At 72.6% G+C, this 26,874-nt stretch carries 12 protein-coding genes; 6 read left to right on the top strand and 6 right to left on the bottom strand.

From position 1 onward, the window contains the following. Positions 1-19 precede the first annotated feature (19 nt). Together ACFV4F_RS12770 and ACFV4F_RS12765 are read left to right on the top strand one after the other, a co-directional pair. Complete coding sequence (locus ACFV4F_RS12770) at positions 20-745, top strand: hypothetical protein (protein ID WP_380502097.1); 726 nt, start codon at positions 20-22, stop codon at positions 743-745. Then, a complete protein-coding gene (locus tag ACFV4F_RS12765; RefSeq protein WP_380502095.1) occupies positions 732-1,418 on the top strand; it encodes a class F sortase in 687 nt (228 codons plus the stop codon). Before ACFV4F_RS12770 ends, ACFV4F_RS12765 begins: the two co-directional genes overlap by 14 nt. A 7-nt stretch (positions 1,419-1,425) precedes the next feature. Here the strand turns inward: ACFV4F_RS12765 and ACFV4F_RS12760 are convergent, their stop codons facing one another. From ACFV4F_RS12760 to ACFV4F_RS12740, 5 genes are all read right to left on the bottom strand, one after another. Then, positions 1,426-2,598 carry an acyl-CoA dehydrogenase family protein gene (locus tag ACFV4F_RS12760; protein ID WP_380502093.1) on the bottom strand — a complete coding sequence of 391 codons (1,173 nt, stop codon included), beginning with the start codon at positions 2,596-2,598 and terminating at the stop codon, positions 1,426-1,428. 12 nt (positions 2,599-2,610) lie between these two features. Further along, positions 2,611-4,584, bottom strand: a complete 1,974-nt coding sequence (locus ACFV4F_RS12755) for an acetyl/propionyl/methylcrotonyl-CoA carboxylase subunit alpha (protein ID WP_380502091.1) — start codon at positions 4,582-4,584, stop codon at positions 2,611-2,613. A gap of 33 nt (positions 4,585-4,617) precedes the next feature. Next, positions 4,618-6,216 (bottom strand): acyl-CoA carboxylase subunit beta, encoded by a 1,599-nt coding sequence (locus tag ACFV4F_RS12750; protein ID WP_380442965.1) that lies wholly within the window; start codon positions 6,214-6,216, stop codon positions 4,618-4,620. After that, the gene (locus ACFV4F_RS12745) at positions 6,213-7,940 is read right to left on the bottom strand and encodes an acyclic terpene utilization AtuA family protein (RefSeq protein ID WP_380502089.1); all 1,728 of its coding nucleotides are present in this window, start codon (positions 7,938-7,940) and stop codon (positions 6,213-6,215) included. The genes ACFV4F_RS12750 and ACFV4F_RS12745 overlap by 4 nt, the downstream gene beginning before the upstream one ends. Before the next feature lie 327 nt (positions 7,941-8,267). After that, positions 8,268-9,221, bottom strand: coding sequence for a zinc-binding alcohol dehydrogenase family protein (locus ACFV4F_RS12740; protein WP_380442959.1), 954 nt, complete (start codon positions 9,219-9,221; stop codon positions 8,268-8,270). 212 nt (positions 9,222-9,433) lie between these two features. On the opposite strand from ACFV4F_RS12740, the gene ACFV4F_RS12735 reads away from it, so the two are divergent. Both ACFV4F_RS12735 and ACFV4F_RS12730 read left to right on the top strand, forming a co-directional pair. Continuing rightward, the gene (locus ACFV4F_RS12735) at positions 9,434-9,637 is read left to right on the top strand and encodes a hypothetical protein (RefSeq protein ID WP_380443035.1); all 204 of its coding nucleotides are present in this window, start codon (positions 9,434-9,436) and stop codon (positions 9,635-9,637) included. Between the two features lie 800 nt (positions 9,638-10,437). Beyond that, on the top strand, positions 10,438-11,436 hold the full coding sequence (locus tag ACFV4F_RS12730) for a LysR family transcriptional regulator (RefSeq protein ID WP_380442957.1): 999 nt from the start codon (positions 10,438-10,440) through the stop codon (positions 11,434-11,436). 278 nt (positions 11,437-11,714) lie between these two features. On the opposite strand, the gene ACFV4F_RS12725 is transcribed toward ACFV4F_RS12730, so the two are convergent. Beyond that, positions 11,715-12,542 carry an SAM-dependent methyltransferase gene (locus tag ACFV4F_RS12725; protein WP_380502087.1) on the bottom strand — a complete coding sequence of 276 codons (828 nt, stop codon included), beginning with the start codon at positions 12,540-12,542 and terminating at the stop codon, positions 11,715-11,717. Between the two features lie 434 nt (positions 12,543-12,976). Here ACFV4F_RS12725 and ACFV4F_RS12720 point away from each other — a divergent pair, with 434 nt between their 5' ends. Together ACFV4F_RS12720 and ACFV4F_RS12715 are read left to right on the top strand one after the other, a co-directional pair. Next, positions 12,977-20,737 (top strand): type I polyketide synthase, encoded by a 7,761-nt coding sequence (locus ACFV4F_RS12720; protein ID WP_380502085.1) that lies wholly within the window; start codon positions 12,977-12,979, stop codon positions 20,735-20,737. An 82-nt stretch (positions 20,738-20,819) separates the two neighbouring features. Then, positions 20,820-26,874: SDR family NAD(P)-dependent oxidoreductase (locus ACFV4F_RS12715; protein WP_380502143.1), on the top strand; the 6,055-nt coding region annotated here is incomplete at its 3' end.

Here is a 26,874-nt window from a genome sequence, read left to right as displayed (position 1 = left end):
AACCTGGAGCACCCCAACCGTGAGAGCCACCTCCCCTACCCTGCCGCGCGGCCGCCGCCTGCTCGCCGCCGCCACCACGGCCGTCGTCCTCGCCCTCGGCGGGGCACCGCTCGCGTTCGCCGCACCGGGCGACAACGGCGACGTCAAGATCCACAACAGCACCACTCCGGTGAGCGACACGCGGGACGAGCCCAAGGTCTGCGTGTTCTACCTGGACGCGTTCAACTTCGACACGATCCAGCAGGTGAACTGGACGATCGAGCAGCAGCCGCCGACCGGCACGGCGCAGGTGCTCGCCGGGTCGATCACGCTCACCAACGGCACCGGGAACACCGGCAACTTCACCCTGCCGGACGGGCACTACAAGCTCGACTGGACGTTCGTGGGCGAGAACGGGTCGGCCAAGCACAAGGTCTTCGACGTCTCGTGCGCCTCCTCGTCGCCCTCGCCGTCGTCGTCGCCCTCGTCGTCGCCGTCCTCGTCGCCGTCGTCATCGCCCTCCTCCTCGCCGTCACCGTCACCGAGCGCGTCCTCCAGCACCTCCCCCAGCACCTCGCCCAGCCACGCGCACTCGCCCAGCGCCTCCCCCAGCGGCGGGCCCCACGGCGGGGTACCCACCGGTGGCGGCGGCACCTCCGGGGCCAACGCCGCCGAGGTGATCGGCGGGGTCGCGCTGCTCGTCGGCGCCGGCGGCCTCACCATCCGCGCGATGCGCCGCCGTCCCGGGACCAATGCCGACTCCTGACCTCCCCTTCCGCGTACCGCGCGGCGGCCCCGGCCCGGTCACGGCCGGGGTCGTCGCGCTGGCTCTCGCGGCGGGCGGCATCTGGCTCGTCCACGTCGGCACCGACGGCCGGGACGGGCCGCCGCTGCCGGCGCCGGCCGCCACGGCCGTACCGGCGCCGAGCCCCGGCCGTCCGCCGGTGGCCACGCCCCCGTCGGTCCCGGCCCACCCGCCGCTGCCCGCCTCGCCGCCGACCAGGATCCGGATCCCCGCGATCAAGGTCGACGCCCCGGTCATCGGCCTCGGGCTCAGCGCCTCCCGGCAGCTGAACCCCCCGCCGATGGACCAGCGCAACCTGGCCGGCTGGTACCGCGACGGCGCCGCGCCGGGGGCGGCCGGCAACGCCATCACCATCGGGCACGCCGACAACCGCACCGGGCCGGCCGTCTTCTACCGGCTCGGGCTGCTGCGCCCCGGCGACACCGTCGAGGTGGCCCGCAAGGACCGGCGCACGGCGGTGTTCACGATCGACTCCGTCCGGGTGTTCCCGAAGAAGGACTTCCCGGACGCCCTCGTGTACGGCGCCACCGAGCGGGCCGAGCTGCGGGTGATCACCTGCGGCGGCAAGTTCGACCGGAAGACCGGGTACGAGTCCAACACCGTCGTGTTCGCCCACCTGACCGGCGTCAAGTGATCCGCCGTCAGTACGACTTCGGCAGCCCGAGGGTGTGCTGGGCGACGTAGTTGAGCACCATCTCGCGGCTGACCGGGGCCACCCGGCCCACCCGGGTGGCGGCCAGCAGCGCGCCCAGCCCGTACTCCTGGGTGAGGCCGTTGCCGCCGAGCGTCTGCACCGCCTGGTCGACCGTGCGGGCGGCGGCCTCGCCGGCCGCGTACTTGGCCATGTTGGCCGCCTCGCCGGCCGCGAGGTCCTCGCCCGCGTCGTAGAGCAGCCCGGCCTTCTGCGTCATCAGCCGGGCCAGCTCGATCTCCACCGCGCACTGCGCCAGCGGGTGGGCGAGGCCCTGGTGGGCGCCGATCGGGGTCGACCAGACCGTCCGCGTCTTCGCGTACTCGACGGCCTTGCCGAGGGCCTGGCGGGCGAGGCCGAGCGAGAACGCGGCGGTCAGGATCCGCTCGGGGTTGAGGCCCGCGAAGAGCTGGAGCAGGCCCGCGTTCTCGTCGCCGACGAGCGCGTCGGCGGGCAGCCGGACGTCGTCCAGGAACACCTGGAACTGCTTCTCGGGGGCGACGAGCTCCATCGGGATCGCCCGGAACTCGAAGCCCGGGGTCTCGCGCGGGACGACGAACAGGCAGGGCTTGAGCTTGCCGGTGCGGGCGTCCTCGGTGCGGGCGACGAACAGCACGTCGTCCGAGTGGTCGATGCCCGACACGAACACCTTGCGGCCGGTGAGCAGCCAGTCCTCGCCGTCGCGGCGGGCCACGGTGGAGATCCGGTGCGAGTTGGAGCCGGCGTCCGGCTCGGTGATGCCGAAGGCCATCCGCCGGGTGCCGTCGGCCAGTCCGGGCAGCCAGCGGCGCTTCTGCTGGTCCGTGCCGTACCGGGCTATGACCGTGCCGCAGATCGCCGGGGAGACGATCAGCAGGAGCAACGGGCAGCCGGCGGTGCCCAGTTCCTCCAGGACGATGGCGAGGTCGGTGATGCCGCCGCCCCCGCCGCCGTACTCGGCGGGCAGGTTGACGCCGAGGTAGCCGGCCTTGCCTGCGTCGGCCCACAGTTCGTCGGCGGGCTCGCCGGCCCGGGCCTTGGCCAGGTAGTACGCGGAGCCGTAGCGGCGGCCGAGGTCGCCGACGGCGCGACGCAGGGCCTGGCGTTCGGGGGATTCGAGGAGCTGACTGCCGATGGCGGACATGCGGGTCCTTCCTCAGGCCTCTTGGGCGACAGCGGTGGGTTTGACGACGGAGGGTTTGACGACGGAGGGCTTGACGACGGCGAGCAGGGTGCCGAGTTCGACCTGCCGGCCCGGGGTGGCGCGAAGTTCCACGAGGGTGCCGTCGGCGGGGGCGACGACGCGGTGCTCCATCTTCATCGCCTCCAGGAACAGCAGGGGCTGCCCGGCGGTGACGGCGTCGCCGACGGCGGCGGCGACCCGGATGACGGTGCCGGGCATCGGGGCGAGCAGGGCCCCCGGTTCGGTCTGCGCGGCGGGGTCGGGGAAGCGGGGGACGACGGTGAGGGCGGTCGTGCCGTCCGGGGTCTCGACGAAGACGTCCGGGCCGTAGCGGGCGACGCGGTAGGTGCGGCGGATCGTGCCGTGGCGGAGGGTGACGCTCTCCGGCGTGTGCTCTTGCCCGTGCTCGACGAGCTCGGTGTCCGGATGGTCGTCGGCCCGCAGGCCGTCCCGGGTGAGGCGGTAGCGCACCTCCAACTCGCCTCCGTCGGCGGCCCGGTAACGCTTGACCTGCGACTGGGACGGGAGGTTGCGCCAGCCGGACGGCAGCGGCGTGCGGCGCTCCGCCGCGTCGGCGAGGGCGGCGGCCAGGGCCGCCCTCGCGGCGCCCTTGTCGTCCGGGGCGGTGAGGTCGGCCGCGTGCTCGACGAGGAAGCCGGTGTGCAGGCGGCCCTCCAGGAAGGCCGGGTGGCGCAGTGCTCGGGCGAGCAACTCCCGGTTGGTGGTGGGTCCGTGGAGCCGGGCGCGGGCGACGGCGTCGGCGAGGCGGCGGGCGGCGGCCGCGCGGGTCGGGGCCCAGGCGATCACCTTGGCGAGCATCGCGTCGTAGTGCGGCGTGATGGTGCTGCCGTTCTCGACGCCGGAGTCGAGGCGGAGCGTGCCGCCGAACTCCTCGTGCGGGACGGTGAGTTCGAAGCGGTGCAGGATGCCGGTGGCGGGCCGGTGGTCGTGCGCCGGGTCCTCGGCGTAGAGGCGGGCCTCGATCGCGCAGCCGTTCGTGGGCGGGGGTGCGGCGGGGAGCTTCTCCCCCTCGGCGACGGCGAGTTGGAGCGCGACCAGGTCGAGTCCGGTGACGGCCTCGGTGACCGGGTGCTCGACCTGGAGGCGGGTGTTCATCTCCAGGAAGTGGAAGCGGCCGTCCTCCGCGAGGAGGAACTCGGCGGTGCCCGCGCCGACGTAGCCGATCGCGCGGGCGGCGGAGACGGCGGCCGCGTGCAGCGCGGTGCGCACGGCGTCGGGGATCCCGGGCGCCGGGGCCTCCTCGATCACCTTCTGGTGGCGGCGCTGCAGCGAGCAGTCGCGGTCGCCGACCGCCCAGACCGTGCCGTGGGCGTCGGCCATCAGCTGGACCTCGACGTGGCGGCCGGTGGGCAGGTAGCGCTCGCAGAACACCTCGTCGGAGCCGAAGGCCTTGGCGGCCTCGGCCTTCGCCGCTTCGATCTCGCCCGGCAGCTCCGCCAGCGAGCGGACGACGCGCATGCCCCGGCCACCGCCGCCCGCCGCCGCCTTGACCAGCAGCGGCAGGTCCGCCTCGGCGGGTTCGGCGAGGGCGTCGAGGACGGGCACGCCCGCCTGCGCCATCAGCCGCTTCGCGGCCGTCTTGGAGCCCATCGCGGCGATCGCGGCCGGCGGCGGGCCGACCCAGGTGAGGCCCGCGTCGAGCACCGCCTGCGCGAACCCGGCGTCCTCGGACAGGAATCCGTACCCCGGGTGGACGGCATCGGCGCCCGCGTCCAGAGCCGCCCGGACGATCAGGTCGCCGCGCAGGTAGGTGTCGGCGGGCGCGGCGCCGGGCAGCCGGACGGCGGCGTCGGCCTCGCGGACGTGCGGGGCGCCGGCGTCCGGGTCGGAGTGCACGGCGGTGGTCGCGATGCCGAGGGCACGGCAGGTGCGGAACACCCGGCGGGCGATCTCGCCGCGGTTGGCGACCAGCAGGTTGGTGATCATTCCAGGTCCCCTTCTACCTTCTCCATCCGGCTTCTACATCCGGAAGACGCCGTAGCCGCGCGCGCCCTCGACCGGCGCGTTGTGGATCGCGGACAGGCAGAGGCCGAGCACCGTCCGGGTGTCGCGCGGGTCGATCACGCCGTCGTCGTAGAGCCGGCCGGACAGGAACGCCGGGAGCGACTCCGCCTCGATCTGCTGCTCGACCATCGCGCGGATCGCGGCGTCCGCGTCCTCGTCGTACGGCTGCCCCTTCGCGGCGGCCGACTGGCGGGCGACGATCGACAGCACCCCGGCCAGCTGCTGCGGGCCCATCACCGCGGACTTGGCGCTCGGCCAGGCGAACAGGAACCGCGGCTCGTACGCCCGCCCGCACATGCCGTAGTGGCCGGCGCCGTAGGAGGCGCCCATCAGCACCGAGAGGTGCGGCACCGTGGAGTTCGAGACGGCGTTGATCATCATCGAGCCGTGCTTGATGATGCCGCCCTGCTCGTAGTCCTTGCCCACCATGTAGCCGGTGGTGTTGTGCAGGAACAGCAGCGGGGTGTTCCGCTGGTTCGCCAACTGGATGAACTGGGCGGCCTTCTGGGACTCCGCGCTGAACAGCACGCCCTGCGCGTTCGCGAGGATCCCGACCGGGTAGCCGTGCAGGCGGGCCCAGCCGGTGGCCAGGCTCGGGCCGTACATCGGCTTGAACTCGTCGAAGTCGGAGCCGTCGACGATCCGGGCGATCACCTCGCGCGGGTCGAACGGCACCTTGAGGTCGCCCGGGACGATGCCGAGCAGCTCCTCCTCCGCGTACTTCGGCGGCTCGGCGGACGCGTCCGGCCCCGGGCCCGGCTTGCGGTGGTCCAGCCGCGCGACGATCCGGCGGGCGAGGCGCAGCGCGTCCGCCTCGTCGACGGCGAAGTGGTCGGCCAGGCCGGAGGTGCGGGCGTGCATCTCGGCGCCGCCGAGCGACTCGTCGTCGGCCTCCTCCCCGGTGGCCATCTTCACGAGCGGCGGGCCGCCGAGGAACACCTTGGCGCGTTCCTTGACCAGCACGGTGTGGTCGGACATGCCCGGCACGTAGGCGCCGCCGGCCGTCGAGTTGCCGAACACCACGGCCACGGTGGGGATCCCGGCGGCGGACAGCCGGGTGAGGTCGCGGAAGAGGGCGCCGCCGGGGATGAAGATCTCCTTCTGGCTGGGCAGGTCGGCGCCGCCGGACTCGACCAGGTTGACCAGCGGGAGGCGGTTGTCGAGCGCGATCTCGTTGGCGCGCAGGGCCTTGCGCAGCGTCCACGGGTTGCTGGCGCCGCCGCGGACCGTCGGGTCGTTGGCGGTGATCACGCACTCGACGCCCTCGACGACGCCGATGCCGGTGACCAGCGCGGCGCCCACCGGGTAGTCGCTGCCCCAGGCCGCCAGCGGGGAGAGCTCCAGGAACGGCGAGTCCTCGTCGATCAGCAGCTCGATCCGCTCGCGCGGCAGCAACTTGCCGCGGGCGCGGTGGCGTTCGACGTACTTGGGGCCGCCGCCGGCCAGCGCCTTGGCGTGCTCGGCGTCGAGGGCGGCGAGCTTGTCGAGCATCGCGGCGCGGTGCTCGGCGTGGTCGGGCGCGGCCGGGTCGACGCGGGTGGGCAGGACGGTCACGACGCCTCCGTACGGTCGAGGAGCGTTTCGGGGACATCGACATACCGGGCACGCAGCCACTCCCCCAGCGCCTTGGCCTGCGGGTCGAAGCGGTGCTGGGCGGCGACGCCCTCGCCGAGCAGGCCGGTGATGACGAAGTTGAGCGCCCGGAGGTTGGGCAGCACGTGCCGGGTGATGGGCAAGTCCTGTGCCTCGGGGAGGAGTTCGCGTAGCCGGTCGACCGTGAGGGTGTGCGCGAGCCAGCGCCAGCCCTCGTCGTCGCGGGCCCAGACGCCGAGGTTGGCGTCGCCGCCCTTGTCACCGCTGCGGGCTCCGGCCACCAGGCCGAGCGGGGCCCGGCGGCTGGGGCCGGCGGGGAGCGGCTCCGGGAGCTCCAACGGCCCGTCGGCGTTCGGCGCTTGAGGGCCGACCTGGCCAGGGGGAATGCTCACGTGGCGACCGTCCGGGAGGACGGCGGTGTGCTCCACGGCCTTCGCGTCGACGTACGCGGCGGTGAACACCCCGTACGGCGCACCCGGGCCTGGAGGCGCGGTCAGATGGAAGCCCGGGTAGCCGGCAAGGCCCAACTCGACGGCGGCCTTGCCGAGTTCGCGCCCGACCTTGGACGGGTCCGGGTCCCGGGCAGTCAGGCGCAGCAGCGCGGAGGCGCCCTCCTCGGTGGGCGCGTCCGGGTGGTCGGTGCGGGCGAGGGTCCAGGTCAGCTCGGCCGGGCGGCGGCCGGGCGGAATGGCCGCCTCCAACTGCCGCTGCACCAGCTCCGACTTGGCCTCGATGTCGAGCCCGGTGAGGACGAACACGACCTCGTTGCGGTGGCCGCCGAGGCTGTTGAGGCCCACCTTGAGCGTGGCGGGCGGCGCCTCGCCGCGCACACCGTCGATGCGGACCCGGTCGGGGCCCTCCTGGGTGAGGCGGACGGTGTCGAGCCGGGCCGTGACGTCCGGCCCGAGGTAGCGCGAACCCGTGGTCTCGTACAGGAGTTGGGCCGTGACGGTACCGGTGGTGACGGCGCCGCCGGTACCCGGGTGCTTGGTGATCACGCTGGAGCCGTCGGCGTGCAGCTCGGCGATCGGGAAGCCGGGCCTCGTCACGTCGTGCTCCCGGAAGAACGCGTAGTTCCCGCCGGTGGCCTGCGCTCCGCATTCCAGGACGTGGCCGGCGACGACGGCGCCGGCCAGGGCGTCCAAGTCGGCCGGGGTCCAGCCGAAGTGGGCGATCGCCGGGCCCGCGACCAGGGCCGCGTCGGTGACCCGGCCGGTGACGACGACGTCCGCGCCCTCGGCCAGGCAGGCCGCGATCCCGAACCCGCCGAGGTAGGCATTGGCGGCCAACAGTCCATCGGGCAGCCCGAGTTCGGCGATGCGCGGGAGCAGGTCGTCGCCCTCGACGTGGGCCACGGCGGCGGCTATCCCGTACCGCAGGGCCAGCTTGCGCAGTTCGCCCGCGAGCCGGGCCGGGTTGAGCCCGCCCGCGTTGACGACGATCCGCACCCCGCGCTCGCGGGCGAGGCCCAGGCACTCCTCCATCTGCCGCAGGAACGTCCGCGCGTACCCCAGCGACGGGTCCTTCAGGCGGTCCCTGGCCAGGATGAGCATCGTCAGCTCCGCCAGGTAGTCCCCGGTCAGCACGTCCAGCGGCCCGCCGGTGAGCATCTCCCGGACCGCCGCGAACCGGTCGCCGTAGAACCCCGAGGCGTTCCCGATCCGCAAACCCGCACGCGCGCGCACCAATGCGCCTCCCCTGCCGGTGAGTTGACGGCCGCCCGACGGCCACCGCCGGGCAGCAGCGTGGCACCGGCCGGAGAAAAAAGCAATCACGCCTGCTTGTTTTTAACCTTGCCCGATCGACCGGGCGCAGGCTCCCGGTGTGACTGGAAGTCGTGGTTGGTTCGCGGCGGGGTCAGCCCGGCGGGCGCGGGGGGCGTCCAGGTCGATCACCGGGCGGCGCGGTGTGCGACGCCGCTGCTGCCTGGTGCGCTGGTCGCGCTCCGCGGCCCAGGGGCACTGGACCTTCGGGCTGGTGCCGGCAGCCGGGCCCGTTCAGAACCCGTCCACTCACGGGCGGAGAACGAGTTTGCCCTTCGATCGGCGCCCGAGTAGGTTCTCGTGCGCATCGCGGGCCCGGGACAGGTCGTATTCCGCTCCGACCAGGGGCCGTAGGCGACTCCGTGCCGTGAGGTCGAGCAGCTCCGCCAGTGCCACGCTGCCGGCGCCATCCCTGGCGAGGAGCGGGACGAGCCAGAAGCCGGCGACGGTGATGCTGTCCACCGCGAGTCGGCTCGGAGGGATCGCGGAGGCCGGCTGCCGGGACGAGGCGCCGTAGGTGACCAGTCGGCCGAGGTATCCGAGCGTGTCCAGGGCGCTGTCGAGGACGGAGCCTCCGATAGCGTCCAGGATGATGTCGACTGGGCGTCCGTGATTGGCGTCGAGGATCCGTTCCCGGTAGCCCTCCGCGTCACCGTCGATCGCCGCGTCCGCGCCAGCTTCGAGAGCGAAGGCTCGTTTGTCGTCGGACGACGCCGTGGCGATGATTCGCCCTGCTCCGAACTCTCGGGCCAACTGGACGACGAGGCTGCCCGTCCCGCCCGCGGCGGCATGGACCACCACGCTCTCCCCGGGTCTGATGCGCGCGACCGACCGCAGCAGATGCCATGCCGTCAGCCCCTGCACGAGAACGGCTAGCGCTTTACCCTCGCTCACATTCTCCGGCAAGGCGATCAGGTCGCGGTCGGCGACGACCGCCTGTGCGGCGTAACCGCCCTGCCGCACATAGCCGAGGACTCGTCGTCCAGCAGCCGTCCGGCCCACCACCTCCATGCCCGGAACACGTGGCAACGGGCCTTGAGGAGCGTATGGGCCGTCAGTGTGCTCGCCCGCGATCTGCTTGATGTCGCCGAAATTGACGCCTGCGGCGTCCACTTGGACCAGGGTCTCGCCCGGCCCTGCCACAGGGGTCGGCACATCGGCCTCCACGAGGACCTCGGGGCCGCCGAACCGCTCGTACCGCATGGCACGCATAACCAGTCTCTCCCACCACGGTCACAGATCTCATGAGTCCGACGTCCCCACACCGCCAACTGTCTCTCCCGCAGCGGGCCGCCTCTGACAGGGCGCCGTCATGCCAGGGTCAGGGTACAACTCCTGTCTCCGGCAACCTTCCGCACCTCGGGGGAACCTCACTTCCGAGAACGTACACCGACCGGTGAACTGGGAATCGGCACATCGTTCGCAGGCTCAACGCCTCCGAGAGGACCGTGGAGAACCACCTCAGCGGCGTCTACCCCAAACGTGGAGCGACCGGCAGAACCCAGGCCTTCCTCTGCACCCAACTCGTAGTTTTGCCGACTGAACGGACAGTACCGGGCAATGGGTTCAATCGGCCATGTGGCCGAGACAGGACCTTTCGAGAAGGACGCTCCTGTTAGACCATGGGCAGTACGAACAGTGCTATGGACGGGGAAACGGGGAGCATTGAAGGGCCATCATATAAGGAGAAAATGGGGAGACCTGATACAGAGTCTCAACCTTCGTCACCGGCGTTCCCTGTCGAATGCCCTGTCGGGATCCCCGTCTCCACCGCCTCCTCGCACGAGAGAAGCCCCTTTCCGGCCTCGGTGCCGCCCGGCGTGGGCGATCTCGTCAGCCGGCTCGAACGTTTCCTGCGGCACTGAGGTGCGCATCCGAGGCAACCACGCCACTCGCCCACGCCTTCAGGCGCGATCCGAGGAACCACGCGCTCGGCGCGCTGCCGGGTCGCTCCTTCATCGTGCCGACCGTCTCGGCCACGCACGTGACGGTGACCGAATGGTTCCGCCCGGCCGCGAAAGCAAGTCGCCGCCTGCCGAACAGGGTCCTCCTGTGGCTCCTCGTCATGTCCGTCCTCTTGCCGCCCCTCACCCGGCGTGCACCCCGTCGACTTCTAGGTCCGCTTCGCCACTCGCCCAACGGCCGACGCCTACGATCTCGACCTCGCCGACACAGCACGCCTTGCCGCCTGGACCTGGGGAATCGATCCTCTTCTGGAGACACGGCCCCCGGCTTCCCAGGCGTGCAGCCTCCTTGTCGTAGCCGCGGAGCAGTGGAGCCTGTGCGGCTTCTCGTTCCCCCGCCCTCGGACTGCTTCCTGTCCGTGCCCGGCCCGCAGCGCGGCGGCTCGCCATCGGGCGGGAGGACATCGAACGACACGGCTCCCTTCTCCCCACACCACGACCGACCTGCTGACTTCATGGAGATCCGCATGTCTTCCCCACGCGTACTCGCAACAGACACGACATCTCACTCGCGGCAACGTGCACAGGCGCAGGTGCACCGGGAGGAGACGGAGCCGCTCAACCCGGGCTGGCTCCGTACCTTCATGGAGGTCTACCGGACGGGATCCTTCGGGGGTGCGGCCCGGAAACTGCACATCTCGCAGCCTGCGGTCACGCATCAGATCCGGCTGCTGGAGGAGAGGGTCGGGACGCGTCTGTTCGTGCGTCAGGCCACCGGGTCCAAACCCACGCCGGCCGCCGATTCCCTTGCGCATGACGCCGAGGGCCCAGTCGATGCCCTCAACTTCGTGTTGCAGCGCTATTCCAGTAGCGGTGGCCCGCCCGGCAGGATCCGGATCGGTGCTCCCGGTGACCTGATCAGCGACCGGATCCTGCCCGTGCTCGCCGATCTACTCCTGGACAGTGTGCAGTTACGCACGACTCCCGCGCTGTCCGACGCGTTGCTCTCCCAGCTGACCGCGGGCGAGCTCGACATCGTTGTTGCCCGGACGCGCCCCCGCGTGACGGGGATCAGCGCGCTACCCCTCTACGACGAGGAGTGGAGCCTGGTCGCCCATCCCGACGTCGCGCGGACGATCCCCGAGAAGCATCTCGCCCGCAAGGCTCCGCAAATCCTTGGGGGCCGTCACCTGATCGCCTGCGCCGAGTCCTTACCGCTCATCGACCACTACTGGTGGTCGGTCTTCCACGCCGAAGTGCCCGCGGCACCCGATGTGGTGGTTCCCGATCAACGGGCCGTACTCGCCGCCGTCAAGGCATCGGTCGGCATCGCCGTGCTTCCCACCTATCTCTGTGCCGACGATGTCGCCCAAGGCGCGCTGGTCCCCCTGGTCAGACCAGAGGTACCGCCGATCACCACCACGTACCTCGCCACACGGGAGGGAGACGTCACACGTTCCCAGATGTCGGCCGCTCACAGCAGGCTCCTCGAGCACGGCCGTCGCTGGACCTGACCGCACAGGAACCACCTGCATCGCGCCCTGGACGCCGCGAGCCAAAATAGTTGAGGTCATTATCATCTGACCTCGCCGCTTCCTCCTCGACGGACTTCACGCGCACACGTCTGATCGCCCTGCCGTCGGAGGACTGTGCGGCTCTGCACGCCGGACTGCGCCGGATGCTGAACCGAGCGCGGAGGTCGGGCGGGAGGCGCGCCGCGCCTCCCGCCCGACCTCCGGCTGCCACGCCTTTCTGCCGGCGCGTCAGCCGAAGCCGCTTCCGGTCGGACGGCTCAGGGCCGACGGGCGACGATCAGGCCGTAGCCGATCTGCGGGAGTTCACCGAAGCGCTCGATGATGTCGGCCGCTCTGGACAGTTCCTCGTTGAAGGCACTGCCGTCCGCTCCCTGTGCCTGCCGGATGAGGTCCGCGGCCAACGTGTGACTGCGTCGGACGTTCTCGCCGATGTCCAGCATCTCGACGATCTCCAGGCCGGCCTTGGCCATGTGTCCGGCGTATTCGTCGGCGTCACCGATCGGAGGAATCTCGAATAGTCTCCGGTTGTCCGCTACTATGCCCGCCTCACGGGGGGTCAGCTCACCTTGCTGATAGGGATTTGCGGCCACCAGAGTGCCGCCAGGACGCAATACTCGCGCTGCTTCGGCTATGGCGGTGGCACGATCGGACATGTGCAGGAACGATTCGATCGCGTATACGTGATCGAAGTGAGCGTCGGCGAACGGGAGATCCATACCGTCGGCCTGCTGGAAGGACACCTGCCCGGCGCCTTGCCCGACTTCCGGCCGCGCTCCGGCCGTGGCCGCCTGTTGAGCGCTGATGGTGACACCCGTGACGTGCACGCCCCATGTGCCTGCGATACGGACGGCGGGCTTGCCGCTTCCACAGCCGATATCCAGGACCCGGGCACCGGGTGAGAGTGTGAGCCGTTCGGCCACCATGTCGGTCAAAGTGTCGGTGGCCTCTTCGACCGAGGCTTCGTCGTCGCCGTCACGCCAGTACCCCAGGTGAATGTTTCCCCCCATCACCTCAGAGAGCAGGCCAGTCGACTGGTCGTACATTCTTCCCACGTCCGCCGCAGTGGGCGTATACTGCTCGGTCATTTCTGGGACACCTCTTCCCGTTGAACTCCCGGCGTTTCCTCCCCTGACCGAACGGGACGCTACAAAGTTGCGAGCGCCTTTGTCAATGGGGCAATTCACTTGTGCCGGGCCGGCCGAAGAGAAAGCCAGCGGATTCCTCATAACTCAACTTATCGGCCTCATGAGTCTAGCTATTGGACAGTGCGGGATCATGTCAGGTCTAATAACTTCCACGTGCTCCCGTCGAATCTGCCGCATGCGACAGCAGTTCGCTGAACAGCGCGGACACGTACGCCGGACAGTGCAGTCAGGCGGTCGGCAGGCAGGCAGGCAGATGGCACCTCGCTCGCCCTGAGCCACTTCACGCCGAAAGTCCCGGCTCCGAGCCGGAGGTCAGAATCCAGACCCGAGGCATAGCGCTTGACATTCCTCCGATGTCGGCCGTTGGGAGTTCTATGCGTACCGGCCAGGCGTTCCCCTATGAGGGCGACCGCCTCAACGACGATCCGATTGCAATCGTGGGAATGGCCTGCAGGTTTCCCGGTGCCGCGAATCCCGCAGCTTATTGGGCGCTGCTCCATGACGGCGTGAGCGCGGTTTCAGAAAAACCGAGGGAGGGTCGAAGCGGTTTCGGCGCGGGCGGCTTCCTCGACCACGTCGATCAGTTCGATTCGGACTTCTTCGACATCTCTCCTCGCGAAGCGGCTGCCATGGATCCGCAGCAGCGGCTCGCCCTCGAGCTGAGCTGGGAGGCGTTCGAGGACGCAGGGATCGTGCCGGCCGGCCTGAAAGGCCGTGATGCGGGCGTCTTCGTGGGCGCCATGTGGGACGACTACGCCACCGTACTGCACCGGCTTGGTGCGGGATCAGCCACCCAGCACAGCATGACCGGCGTCCATCGCGGCATCATCGCCAACCGGGTGTCGTACGCCCTCGATCTGCGCGGGCCCAGCATGGTGATCGATACGGGGCAGTCCTCCTCCCTGGTGGCCGTGCACATGGCCGCCGAGAGCCTGCGGCGAGGTGAGGCGTCCCTCGCGCTGGCAGGCGGGGTGAACCTCGGTCTCGCTCCGGAGAGCACCGTGTACTCCGAGAAGTTCGGCGGGCTGTCTCCCGACGGCCGGTGCTTCACCTTCGATGCCCGCGCCAACGGCTACGTCCGCGGCGAGGGCGCCGGGATGGTCGTCCTCAAGCCTCTCTCCCGCGCGCTCGCCGACGGCGACCGCGTGTACTGCGTCATCGAGGGCACCGCGATGAACAACGACGGCGCGGGCGAAGGGCTCACCGTGCCCACGGCCCGTGCGCAGGAAGAGGTGCTGCGCTCGGCGTACCGGAAGGCGGGTGTCGACCCGGCCGGCGTGCACTACGTGGAACTTCACGGCACCGGTACGAAGAAGGGTGATCCGATCGAGGCCGCCGCACTCGGTTCGGTGTTCGGCTCGGGCCGGACGGCCGACACACCGCTGTTGGTAGGGTCCGTGAAGACGAACATCGGGCATCTGGAAGCTGCGGCCGGTATCGCCGGGCTCATCAAGACGGTCCTGTGCATCAGGCATCAGGAGATTCCGGCGAGTCTGAACTTCCGTACGCCCAACCCACGGATCCCCTTCGAGGCGTGGAACCTGCGCGTGCAGACCGCGCTGAGCCGACGGCCTCGTGGCGACGGGCCGTTCCTGGCGGGTGTCAGCTCGTTCGGCATGGGCGGCACGAACTGTCATGTGGTGCTCTCGGACCGTCATCTGGCAGCCGTGTCCCCCGCAGCCGTCGGCGGCCGGCGTGCCGAGGGTCCCTCGCTGCTGCCCTGGGTGGTCTCGGGGAGGTCCCGTGCCGCGCTCCGTTCGCAGGCGGAGCGGCTCCGCGAGCACGTCATCACGCATCCCGGGCTGGATCCGGAGAGCGTCGGGGGCTCGCTCGCCGCGCACCGCATGGCGTTCGAGGAGCGCGCGGTGGTTCTGGGCAGCGACCGGGACGACTTCCTGAGCGGTCTGGACGCGCTGGTGCGCGGTGTGCCCGCCGCGAACGTGGTGCGGGGCTCCGCGCGGGGTGCGGGCGGGACGGCGTTCCTCTTCACGGGCCAGGGCAGCCAACGTACCGGGATGGGGCGTCGGCTCCACGCGACGGTTCCGGCGTTCTCCGAGGCGATGGACGAGGTGTGCGACCGGCTGGACACCCGGTTGCCCCACCGGCTCCAGAATGTCCTTTTCGCGGAACCCGGTACACCCGAGGCCGCGCTGCTCGACCGGACGGACTTCGCCCAGGTCTCGCTGTTCGCACTGGAGGTAGCGCTCGCTCGCCTGCTCCAGCGGTGCGGGCTGCGTCCGGACTTCCTGCTCGGGCACTCCGTGGGAGAGATCGCCGCGGCCCATGTCGCCGGAGTGTTCTCCCTGGAGGACGCCTGCACCCTCGTCACGGCCCGCGGACGGCTGATGCAGCAGGCCGTCGAGGGCGGCGCCATGGTGGCGCTGGAGGCCGACGAGACGGAGGTCCGCGCGGCCCTGTCCGGGCTGGACCAGGAGGTCTCGGTCGCCGCGGTCAACGGGCCACGGGCCACGGTGATCTCCGGTGAACCGAGAGCCGTCGCCGATGTCGCCGCGCAGTTCGAGGCGAGGGGTCGCAGGACCAAGCGGCTCAAGGTCAGCCACGCGTTCCACTCACCGCACATGGACGGTGTGCTGGACGAGTTCCGTGCCGTCGCCGCGCAGTTGGACTACGGCACCCCGGAGCTTCCGGTCGTCTCCAACGTCACAGGACGTCTCGCCACAGCGGACGAACTCCGGTCGCCGGACTACTGGACCCGTCACATCCGGGCGTCCGTGCGCTTCTTCGACGGTGTCCGTCTCCTGCGGTCGGAAGGCGTCACGAACTACCTGGAGGTGGGCCCCGGGGGCCTGACCTCGATGATCCGCGAGAGCCTCGCCGTCGAGGGGACACCGTCCGGCGCCGCGATCGTCCCGCTGCTGCGCCGGGGCCAGCCGGAGGACCGTACGGTGGCCACCGCACTGGCCGAGGCGTTCGCATGCGGCGCGCGGGTGGACTGGGAGCCGTTCACCGGCTGGGCCGACGCGCGGCCGGACCTGCCGACGTACGCCTTCCAGCGCCGTTCCTTCTGGCTCGGCGCGCCGGGCGAGCCTGCCGCAGGACAGCACGGCGAGGCGGTGCTCGATCCGGCGAGCGGTGTCGCGCCGGCCGCGGAGCCGGTCGTCGCCGCTGCCGAAGCGGACATGCCGCAGCTCGTGCGGATGAGCGTGGCGGCGGTACTCGGGCACATGTCGTCCGATCTCGTCGACGGCGGCAGGACGTTCAAGGAGCTGGGGTTCGACTCGCTCACCGCAGTCGAGTTCCGCGACCGCATCGCCGAGGCGACCGGACTGGCACAGCTGGCGCCCACCTTGATCTACAACCACCCCACGCCGGACGAGCTGGCCCGCTTCCTGCAGTCCCTGCTGGCGGGCGAGGAGCCGGCCACCGGCAGTCTGCCGGTGGCGGCCCCGCAATTCGAGCCGATCGCCATCGTGGGCATGGGATGCCGGTTCCCCGGGGAGGTCCGCTCGCCGGAGGACCTGTGGCGCCTGGTGTCCGAGGGCAGGGACGCCGTGTCCGCCTTTCCCGACGACCGCGGCTGGGACACCGGTGAGCTGCGCGACCCGGAGAACCCGGAGGTCCGGTACGCGCGGGAGGGGGGCTTCCTCTACGACGCGGCCGCATTCGACGCGGGGTTCTTCGGGATCAGCCCGCGTGAGGCGCTGGCGATGGATCCGCAGCAGCGGCTGGTGCTGGAGACCTCCTGGGAGGCGCTGGAGCGGGCGGGGATCGACCCGCTGTCGCTACGAGGCAGCCAGGTCGGCGTGTTCGCGGGGGCGATGACGCAGGACTACGGGCCCCGGCTGGGTGAACCGGCCGAGGGCACCCAGGGCTTCGCGCTGACCGGCAACACGGCGAGCGTCGTCTCGGGGCGGGTGGCGTACACCCTCGGTCTGGAGGGCCCCGCGGTCACCGTGGACACCGCCTGCTCCTCCTCGCTCGCCGCCCTGCACATGGCGCGCCGGTCCCTGCAGCACGGTGAGTGCACGCTGGCACTGGCCGGCGGGGTGACTGTGATGGCGACGCCGGGCATGTTCGTGGAGTTCGCCCAGCAACGCGGCCTGGCGCCCGACGGCCGCTGCAAGCCGTTCGCCCGGTCGGCCGACGGTACGGGCTGGAGCGAAGGCGTGGGCATGCTGGTGCTGGAGCGTCTGTCGGACGCCCAGCGCCTCGGTCATCCGGTCCTCGCGCTCGTCCGTGGTTCGGCGGTCAACCAGGATGGCGCGAGCAACGGGCTGACGGCTCCGAACGGGCCGTCGCAGGAGCGGGTGATCCGGCAGGCGCTGGCCGACGCCCGGCTCACGCCGCAGGACGTCGATGCGGTGGAGGCGCACGGCACCGGCACGAAGCTGGGTGATCCGATCGAGGCGCAGGCCCTGGTGGCCGCCTACGGCCGAGGCCGTTCGGGCGACCGGCCGCTGTGGCTCGGCTCGGTGAAGTCGAACATCGGCCACACTCAGGCGGCCGCCGGAGTCGCCTCGGTGATCAAGATCGTAATGGCTCTGCGCAACGGGCGGCTGCCCGCCAGCCTGCACGTCGACGAGCCGACGCCGCACGTGGACTGGTCCTCGGGCTCGGTGGCCCTGTTGACCGAGGCGGCACCGTGGCCGGAGGGCGAGCGGGTGCGCAGGGCGGCTGTCTCCTCGTTCGGCATCAGCGGAACGAACGTCCACGCCATCCTCGAACAGGCCCCCGCCGAAGCGCCGAGCGCGTCCGGCGGCCACGACCGGGTCCTGGAAACGGCCCCGGCACCGGCGGACGTGCTGCCGTGGACGCTGTCGGCGAAGACGCCCGAGGCCCTGCGCGACCAGGCTGCCGCCCTGCGGACCTGTCTCGACGGCCGTGAGGACCTCGCTCCTGCCGACATCGGGCTGTCGCTGGCCACCACTCGGTCCGCGTTCGAGCACCGTGCCGTGCTGATCGGCGGTGAGGGGTGCGAGCTGCTGTCCGCGGTGGACGCGCTGGTGCGGGACACCCCCTCGGAGAACGTGGTGCGCGGCACCGCGGTGAGCGGCGCCGAGACCGTGTTCGTTTTTCCCGGCCAGGGGGCGCAGTGGGCTGGGATGGCGGTGGAACTCATGGACTCCTCACCGGTGTTCCGCGAGCGGATCCACGCGTGCGACGCGGCGCTCGGATCCGTCGTGGACTGGTCGCTCCTGGACGTCCTGCGGTGCACCCCCGGCGCGCCGACGCTGGAGCGGGTCGATGTGGTGCAGCCGGCGCTGTTCGCGGTGATGGTCTCACTCGCCCGGCTCTGGGAGTCCCACGGCGTGCGCCCCAGCGCGGTGATCGGGCACAGCCAGGGCGAGATCGCCGCGGCCTGTGTGGCGGGTGGGCTCTCGCTGGAGGACGCCGCGAGGATCGTCGCCCTGCGCAGCCGGGCGCTGACCGAGATCTCCGGTCTGGGCGGCATGGTGTCGGTGGCGCTGTCGGCCGAGCGGGTACGGCAGTTGCCGTGCTGGGACGAGCGCCTGGACATCGCGGTGGTCAACGGGCCGTCGTCGGTGGTCGTCTCCGGGGAACAGCGGGCGCTGGAGGAGGTGCTGGCCGCCTGCGCCACCGAGGGTGTGCGGGCCAAACAGATCCCGGTGAGTTACGCGGCGCACTCCGCGCAGGTCGAGACGATCCGTGAGCGGCTGCTGGAGGAGTTGCGCGGGATCGAGCCCCGGCGCGGCGATGTCCCCTTCTACTCGACGGTGAGCGGGGAGCTCCTGGACACCCGTGAGCTGGACGCCGAGTACTGGTACCGCAACCTGCGGGAACCCGTCCAGTTCGAGCGGGCGATGGGGACGGCCCTGAAGAAGGGGCACACGCTCCTGGTCGAGGTCAGCCCGCACCCCGTGCTGAGTGTCGGTGCCCAGGAAGCCGTCGAGACGTTCGGCGGGTCCGGTGCGGTGGTGGGGTCGTTGCGGCGCGAGGACGGCGGTCCCCGGCGCTTCTTGACCTCGCTCGCGCAGGCGTACGTCCTCGGGGCCTCGGTGGACTGGCGGACCGTCTTCGCCGGATCCGGTGCGGCGCGGGTCGATCTGCCGACCTACGCCTTCCAGCACCAGCGGTACTGGCTGACGGCGTCCGCCCCGCAGGCAGTGACCGTGCCGGGCGACGACCCGGAACGACGGTTCTGGAACATGGTGGAACGCGGCGACGAGCAGGAGTTGGCCGCCGAGATCGGGGCCGGGGAACCGGACGCTCTGCGGGCGCTGCTGCCGGCGCTGACCGCGTGGCGCCGCCGGCAGCGCGAACATGCCGCCGCCGACTCCTGGTCCTACCGGATCGCCTGGCAGCCGTTGCCGAAGGTTCCGGCGGGCGTCCTGTCCGGCCGGTGGTTGGTGGTCGTCCCTGAAGGCGTCGAGCACGAGCGGCTGACAGCGGCCGTCGTGGAGACCCTGGACAGGAGCGGCGCGCAGGCGGTCTCGCTGGTGGTGCCGGCGGGGATCGGCCGCCAGGAGCTGGCGCAACGGCTGCGGTCCGTGGCCTCGGAAGGGCCGGAACCTGCCGGGGTGCTGGCGCTGCCGGGGCCGGACGCGGGGCCGGTGCTCCCTTCGGCGTCCGCGCACCTGGACGCCGTCCTGACGCTGCTCCAGGCCCTCGGGGACGCCGGGATGTCCGCCCGGTTGTGGTGCGTGACCCGGGGTGCGGTGACGGCCGGCGCCGGTGATTCGGTGACCAGGCCCGAGCAGACCCAGATCTGGGGGCTCGGCCGGGTCGCGGCGGTGGAGTTCCCCCAGCGGTGGGGCGGCCTGGTGGATCTGCCCGAGCAGGAGGACAGCAGGGTCGTCGGGCGGCTGCCCGCCGTGCTGGCCGGTCCGGACGGCGAGAACCAACTCGCACTGCGGCCCTCGGGGGTGTACGTCTGCAGGCTGCTGCGCGCGCCCCGGCGGGACACCTCCGGCGCGGGGCGATGGACGCCCCGCGGCACCGTCCTCGTCACCGGCGGCACCGGTGCGCTCGGCGCACATGCCGCGCGCTGGCTGGCGGACAACGGGGCGGAGCGCCTCGTGCTGGTGAGCCGCAGCGGCCGGGAGGCGGCGGGCGCCGTCGAGCTGGAGGCGGAGCTGACCGGCCTCGGGGTCCAGGTCGACATCGTGGCCGGCGACGTCGCCGACTGCGGGACGCTCGCCGGGCTGCTGGCGGCGCTGGACGCGGACGGCGCCGGCGTCCGGGCGGTCGTCCACGCGGCCGGGGCGATCGAGAGCGTCCCGCTCGGCTCGCTGACCCCGCGGCGCTTCGCGGACGTGGTGCGGGCCAAGGCCGACGCCGCGCAGCACCTGCACGACCTCACGCGCGACCGGGACCTGGACGCGTTCGTACTGTTCTCGTCCGTCTCGGCGCTGTGGGGCAGCGCGGGCCACGGCGCGTACGCGGCGGCGAACGCCTTCCTGGACGGCCTGGCGGCCCACCGCCGGGCACAGGGGCTGGTGGCCGCCTCGGTGGTCTGGGGCCCGTGGGACGGCGGCGGCATGACGTCGCGCGACGGCCTGGACAAGGCGCTGGCCCGGCAGGGGATCAGGCTCATGGCACCGCGGCAGGCGGTCGAGAACCTGCGGCACTGCGCGCTCGACACGTCGTCACCGGTGATCACGGACGTGGTCTGGGAGACGTTCTTCGCGGCGTTCTCCGCGACGACGCCGAGCCGGCTGCTCACCGAACTGCCCGAGGTGCGCGACGCGCTGCGGGAGACGCGGCCGCAGGACGGCGCCCCGGCGGCGGGGACGCTGACGGAGCGGCTCGCCGGGCTGAGTCCGGGCCGGCGCAGGGAGGCCGCCGCCGCGCTCGCCCGCACCCAGGTGGCAACCGTCCTCGGACACGCCGACGAGAGCCAGGTCGGCGACCGCTCGCCGTTCAAGGACCTGGGCGTCGACTCCGTGATCGCGGTGGAACTGCGCAACCGGCTCCAGGACCACACCGGCCTGGGCCTGCCGGTCACCGTGGTGTTCGACCACCCGTCGCTGGAGAAACTGGCCGATTTCCTGGTGGCCACCGCTTTTCCGCAGGACGCCGGCGAATCCGCGGACACCGCCGCGGCGGCCGGCGAAAGGGACCGGGAACGTGCGAGGGAGATCCAGGAGGCGGAAGAACACATAGACGAACTGGACGTCGACGATCTGGTGCGGCTGATGCTCGGCGAGCAGTAGGCGAGCGGGAGACCGCACGCGAAACGACCGATTTTCCGAGGAAACCGATCTGTGAGGGGTCATGGCTACTTCGCCGGACAAGATCGTCGATGCCCTGCGCGCGTCCATGAAGGAGACGGAACGGCTCCGGCGGGAGAACGAGGACCTGGCCGCCGCGCGGCACGAGCCGATCGCCATCGTCGCCATGGGCTGTCACCTCCCGGGCGATGTGCGCAGCCCGGAGCAGTTCTGGCAGCTCATCGCGGCGGGCGGCGACGCCGTGTCCGAGTTCCCGGCGGACCGGGGCTGGGACCTCGACGCGCTGTTCGACCCGGCCCCGGACCGGCCCGGCACCATCTACACGCGCCACGGCGGTTTCCTCACCGACCTGGCCGGATTCGACGCGGAGTTCTTCGGGATCAGCCCCCGCGAGGCGGTGGCCATGGACCCGCAGCAGCGGCTGCTGCTGCAGACGTCGTGGGAAACGCTGGAGCGGGCCGGAATCGACCCGACGGCGCTGCACGGCAGCCGCACGGGCGTGTTCCTGGGAACGGCGTTCCAGGATTACGCGACGCGTGTCCGGCCGGCCGACCTCGGGGAGTACGAGGGGTACTTCCTGACCGCGGGGGCGGCGAGTGTGCTCTCCGGCCGCATCTCGTACACGCTCGGCCTGGAAGGCCCCGCGGTGACCGTCGACACCGCCTGTTCGGCGTCGCTGGTGGCGATCCACGCGGCGTGCCAGGCGCTGCGCCGGGACGAGTGCTCCCTCGCGCTGGCGGGCGGTGTCACCGTGATGACCACGCCCGCACAGCTGCAGGGCTTCAGCCGGCAGCGCGGGCTGTCCGCGGACGGGCGGTGCCGGTCCTTCGCGGCGGCGGCGGACGGCACGGGGCTGTCCGAGGGCGTCGGTGTCCTGCTGCTGGAGCGGCTGTCCGACGCCCGGCGGGCCGGCCACCGGGTCCTGGCCGTGGTGCGCGGCAGCGCGACGAACCAGGACGGTGCGAGCAACGGCCTCGCCGCGCCGAACGGCCCCTCCCAGCAGCGGGTGATCCGGCAGGCGCTGGCGGACGCGCGGCTGGCCCCGCAGGACGTCGACGCGGTCGAGGCGCACGGCACGGCCACCACCCTGGGCGACCCGATCGAGGCGCAGGCGCTCCTGGCCACGTACGGGCAGGACCGCGCCGAACCTCTGTGGCTGGGCTCGGTGAAGTCCAACGTCGGGCACACCCAGGCGGCTGCCGGGGTCGTCGGCGTCATCAAGATGGTGCTGGCGATGCAGCACGGCGTGCTGCCGCAGACCCTGCACGTCGACGAGCCGACGCCGCACGTGGACTGGTCGGCAGGGCACCTGGAACTGCTGACGCGGGCCGTCGACTGGCCGGACACCGGGCGGCCCCGGCGCGCCGGGGTGTCGTCCTTCGGGATCAGCGGCACCAACGCCCACGTGATCCTGGAGCAGGCGCCCGCCGCCGACTCCGCCCTTCCCCCGGCCGCCTCCGCTCCGCTCGGCGTGGTGCCGTGGGTGCTGTCCGCGCGGAGCCAGGACGCCTTGCGGGGCCAGGCGCGCGCGCTGCTGGCCTGGCTGGAGGAGCGCGGCCCGCTCGACCCTGCGGACGTCGGGCACGCGCTCGCCACCACGCGGGCGGCCCTGCCCCACCGGGCCGCCGTCGTCGCGGGCAGCGGCGACGAGCTGGTCCAGGGGCTGGCGGCGCTCGCCGAGGACCATCCCGATCCGAGGGTCGCCCCGGGCACGGTGACACCCGGGAAGCTCGGGTTCCTCTTCACCGGCCAGGGCAGTCAGCGGGCCGGGATGGGGCGTGAACTCCACGCGGTCTCACCGGTGTTCGCAGAGGCGTTCGACGCGGTGTGCGCGGCGCTGGACCCGCATCTGGAGCGGCCGCTGCGCGAGGTGGTGTTCGGGGCGCCGGACGCGGGCGCGCTGCTCGACCGGACCGAGTACACCCAGCCGGCGCTGTTCGCGCTGGAGGTCGCGCTCTTCCGGCTGTTCGCCCACTGGGGTGTCCACCCGGACCGGGTGGCGGGCCACTCCATCGGTGAGGTGGCCGCCGCCCACGTGGCCGGGGTGTTCTCGCTGGAGGACGCGGCGGCGCTGGTGGCGGCGCGGGGCCGGCTGATGCAGGCCCTGCCGGAGGGCGGCGCCATGGTCGCCGTCCAGGCGACCGAGGAGGAGGTGCTGCCGCTGGTGGCCCGGCACGCGGACCTGATCGGCCTGGCCGCGGTGAACGGCCCGTCCTCCGTGGTGGTCTCCGGGGAGGCCGGGGCCGTGCGTCGGGTCGCCGCGCACTTCGCCGCCGAGGGGCGCAAGACGAAGGAGCTGACGGTCAGCCACGCCTTCCACTCGCCGCTCATGGACGCCATGCTGCCGGAGTTCCGCAGGGTCGTCGGCGGGCTGTCCTTCCACTCCCCCGTTCTGCCGGTCGTGTCGGCGCTGACCGGCGAGGAGATCACGGGCGAGGAGATCCGCGATCCGGAGTACTGGGTCCGGCACGCCCGGGGGACCGTGCGGTTCGCGGACGCGCTGCGGGTCATGGAGGCCGGGGGTGTCCGCACCTTCCTGGAACTGGGCCCCGAGGGCGTGCTGTCGGCCATGGGCCGAAACACGCTCACCGCGCCGGACTCCGACCTGGCGCCGGCGCTGCGCTCGGACCGAGGCGAGGAACTCGCCCTCACCACCGCGCTGGCCCGGCTGCACACCCGTGGTGTCCCGGTCGACTGGACGGCGTTCTACGTCACGAGCGGCGCACGGCCGTGCGACCTGCCCACCTACGCCTTCCAGCTGCGCCGCTACTGGATGGACGCGCCGGCGCCGTCGGCCGCCATCGGTTCCGCGGGGCTCGCCGCGGCCGGTCATCCGCTGCTCGGCGCGGTGGTGTCCCTCGCCGACGACGAACTGGTCCTCACCGGACGGCTCTCGACGGCCGGCCACGGCTGGATCGCCGATCACCAGGTGTTCGGCCGGGCGCTGCTTCCCGGCACCGCCTTCCTCGAACTGGCCCTGCACGCCGGGGAACGGGCCGGCTGCGAGCAGGTGGAGGAACTGACGTTCCACACGCCTCTCGTGCTGCCCGGACAGGGCGCGGTCGACCTGCGGGTGCGGGTGGGCGCCGTGGACGAGTCCGGACGGCGGTCGCTGGACGTGCGTTCCCGGCCGGACGGCGCGGCGGACGACGAGCCGTGGACCCCGCACGCCACCGGCGTCCTCGCACGGACGGGCGCCCCCACACCCGAGGACCTGGCCGTGTGGCCCCCGCACGGCGGGGAGGCGGTGGACGTCACCGGGCTCTACCCCTCGATGGCGGAGACCGGCCTGGAGTACGGGCCGGTGTTCCAGGGGCTGCGGGCGGCCTGGCGGCGCGGAGACGAGCTGTTCGTGGAGGCCGGTCTGCCGGACGGTGCCGGGGCCGAAGAGTTCGGCGCGCATCCCGCGCTGCTCGACTCGGCCCTGCACGGGGTCGCGCTGGGTGTCGTGCTCCCCGGCTGGGACCGGGCCCTGCTGCCGTTCGTCTGGCGCGGTGTCACCCGGCACGCCGTCGGCGCCGCGAGCCTGCGCGTGCGGCTGGCGCCGGCGGGTGAGGACGCGGTCTCCGTGGTGGCCTGGGACGAGACGGGTGCGCTCGTGCTGTCGGCCGACGCGCTGGTGCTGCGCCCGGCGTCCCGCGACCGGATCGACGGGGCCGGGAGCGCCGTGCACGACCGGCTGTTCCGGACGGACTGGGAGACACGCGCGGCGCCGACGGCCCGTGGCGCGGCGTCGGACTGGGCGGTCGCGGGCGCGGGCGCGGGGGATCTGGCCGCGCGGCTGGGCGGTGCGCCCGCCGGGGTGCACCGGGATCTGGCCGCGCTGTTGCGGGCGGGCGAGGCAGGCGGGCGGGTCCCCGACGTGGTGCTGGTGCCCTGCCGCGCCGACGGCCCGCCCGCGTCCGACGACGCGGACGCGGTGCGGTCGGCCGCTCACCGGGCACTCGGGCTCGTGCAGGCGTGGCTGGCCGACGAGCGGCACGCCGGCAGCCGGCTGGTCCTCATGACGGAGCGTGCTGTCGCCGTGGAGGCGCAGGACGTGCCGGATCCGGCGCACAGCGCCGTCTGGGGTCTGGTGCGCACGGCCCAGTCGGAGTACCCCGGCCGGTTCGTCCTGGCCGACGTGGACGGGCGGGACGCCTCGTACGGCGCGCTGGCCGAGGCCGTCGCCTCCGGAGAGCCGCAGCTCGCCCTGCGTGACGGCGAGTTCAAGGTCCCCCGCCTGGTCCGGCTGCGCCCGCAGGACACGCTGTCCGTACCGGCGGCGCCCGCCTGGCGGCTGGACTCCGGCGGCGGGACCCTGGACGGTCTCGCTCTGGTCCCTCACCCGGAGGCCGAACAGCCGCTGGGCCCCGGTCAGGTGCGGGTGGCGGTGCGCGCGGCCGGGCTGAACTTCCGTGACGTGCTGAATGCCCTGGGCATGTACCCGGGAGAGGCCGGGCCGCTCGGGGTGGAGGGCGCCGGGGTGGTCACGGAGGTGGGGTCCGCCGTCACGTCGGTGGCACCCGGCGACCGGGTCCTCGGTATGGTCTTCGGCGGGATCGGCCCGGTCGCCGTGACCGACGAGCGCATGGTCGCCAGGATCCCGGACGGCTGGTCCTTCCCGCAGGCGGCGTCCGTGCCGGCCGTCTTCCTGACCGCGTACTACGCGCTGTCCGCCCTCGCGGAACTGCGCCCCGGGCAGTCGGTGCTGGTGCACGCCGCGGCCGGCGGCGTCGGCACGGCCGCCGTCCAGCTGGCCCGGCACCTGGGCGCCGAGGTGTACGCGACCGCCAGTCCGGCGAAGTGGGACGCGCTGCGGGCGATGGGCCTGGACGAGGGGCACATCGCTTCGTCCAGGACGCTGGAGTTCGAGGAGAAGTTCCGGCGCACCAGCGGGGGCCGTGGCATGGACGTCGTCCTGGACTCCCTGGCGGGGGAGTTCGTCGACGCGTCCTTGCGGCTGCTGGCCGCGGGGGGCCGGTTCCTGGAGATGGGCAAGACCGACATACGGGACCCCGAGGTGATCGCGGCCGCGTACGACGGGGTGCGCTATCAGGCGTTCGACCTGGTCGACGCGGGGCCGGACGGCATCCGGGCGATGCTGACGGACCTGATGGGGCTGTTCGGGCGCGGTGTGCTGCGCCTGCCGCCCGTGACCGTGTGGGACGTCCGCCGTGCGGCCGAGGCGTTCCGGTACCTCAGCCAGGCACGGCACGTCGGCAAGGTGGTCGTGACGGTGCCGTCGGGATTCGATCCGCAGGGGACGGTGCTGATCACCGGGGGGACCGGCGCGCTCGGCTCGGCGGTGGCCCGCCGACTGGTGGAGCGGCACGGCGTGCGGCACCTGCTGCTGGTCGGCCGCCGGGGTGCCGGGGCACCGGGCGCGGACAGCCTGGTGGCGGACCTCACCGCACGGGGAGCCGAGGTGACGGTGGCGGCGTGCGACCTCACCGACCGCGCCGCGCTGGAGCACCTGTTCGGCTCGGTCCCGGCGGCCCACCCGCTGACCGGTGTCGTGCACACGGCCGGGGTGCTGGACGACGGCGTCCTCGGGTCCTTGACGCCCGAGCGGCTGGACACCGTCCTGCGCCCCAAGGCGGACGCGGCGCTGCATCTCGACGAGCTCACCCGGGACGCGGATCTGGCCACGTTCGTCCTGTTCTCCTCGACGGCCGGGGTGCTCGGCGGGGCGGGGCAGGCGAACTACGCGGCGGCGAACGTCGTCCTGGACTCGCTGGCGAGCCGGCGCCGGGCCGCGGGTCTGCCCGCCGTCTCCCTGGCCTGGGGGCCGTGGGAGGACTCCGGCAGCATGCTCGGCGGGCTCGGCGAGGTGGACCGGGCCCGGCTCGGCCGCACCGGTCTGGTGCCCCTGTCGGACGACGAGGGCCTGGAGCTCTTCGACGCGGCCGTCGCGGCGGGCGAGGCCGCCGTCGTCCCGGCCCGGGTGGACGTCTCGGTGCTGCGCCGGGCGGCGGGCGACGAGGTCCCGTACATGCTGCGGGACCTCGCCAGGACACCGAAGCGGCGGGGGGGGGGGGGCGCGGCCCCGGCCCCCCCCGCCCGCGGGGGGGCGCGCCCCCCCGCCCCCCCGGCCCCGGGCGCGGGGCGGCCCCCGCAGCCGGCCCCACGGGCCGCCC

Source organism: Kitasatospora sp. NPDC059722 (genome assembly GCF_042733235.1).
GTDB lineage: Bacteria > Actinomycetota > Actinomycetes > Streptomycetales > Streptomycetaceae > Kitasatospora.
Note: the sequence above shows the minus strand (reverse complement) of the source record. Positions and strands in the feature narration are given on the sequence as shown.

Coding starts and splice junctions, on each gene's coding strand:
- ACFV4F_RS12765 (WP_380502095.1), top strand. CDS start 732: ATGCCGACTCCTGACCTCCCCTTCCGCGTACCGCGCGGCGGCCCCGGC.
- ACFV4F_RS12760 (WP_380502093.1), bottom strand. CDS start 2,598: ATGTCCGCCATCGGCAGTCAGCTCCTCGAATCCCCCGAACGCCAGGCC.
- ACFV4F_RS12755 (WP_380502091.1), bottom strand. CDS start 4,584: ATGATCACCAACCTGCTGGTCGCCAACCGCGGCGAGATCGCCCGCCGG.
- ACFV4F_RS12740 (WP_380442959.1), bottom strand. CDS start 9,221: ATGCGGTACGAGCGGTTCGGCGGCCCCGAGGTCCTCGTGGAGGCCGAT.
- ACFV4F_RS12730 (WP_380442957.1), top strand. CDS start 10,438: ATGGAGATCCGCATGTCTTCCCCACGCGTACTCGCAACAGACACGACA.
- ACFV4F_RS12725 (WP_380502087.1), bottom strand. CDS start 12,542: ATGACCGAGCAGTATACGCCCACTGCGGCGGACGTGGGAAGAATGTAC.
- ACFV4F_RS12720 (WP_380502085.1), top strand. CDS start 12,977: ATGCGTACCGGCCAGGCGTTCCCCTATGAGGGCGACCGCCTCAACGAC.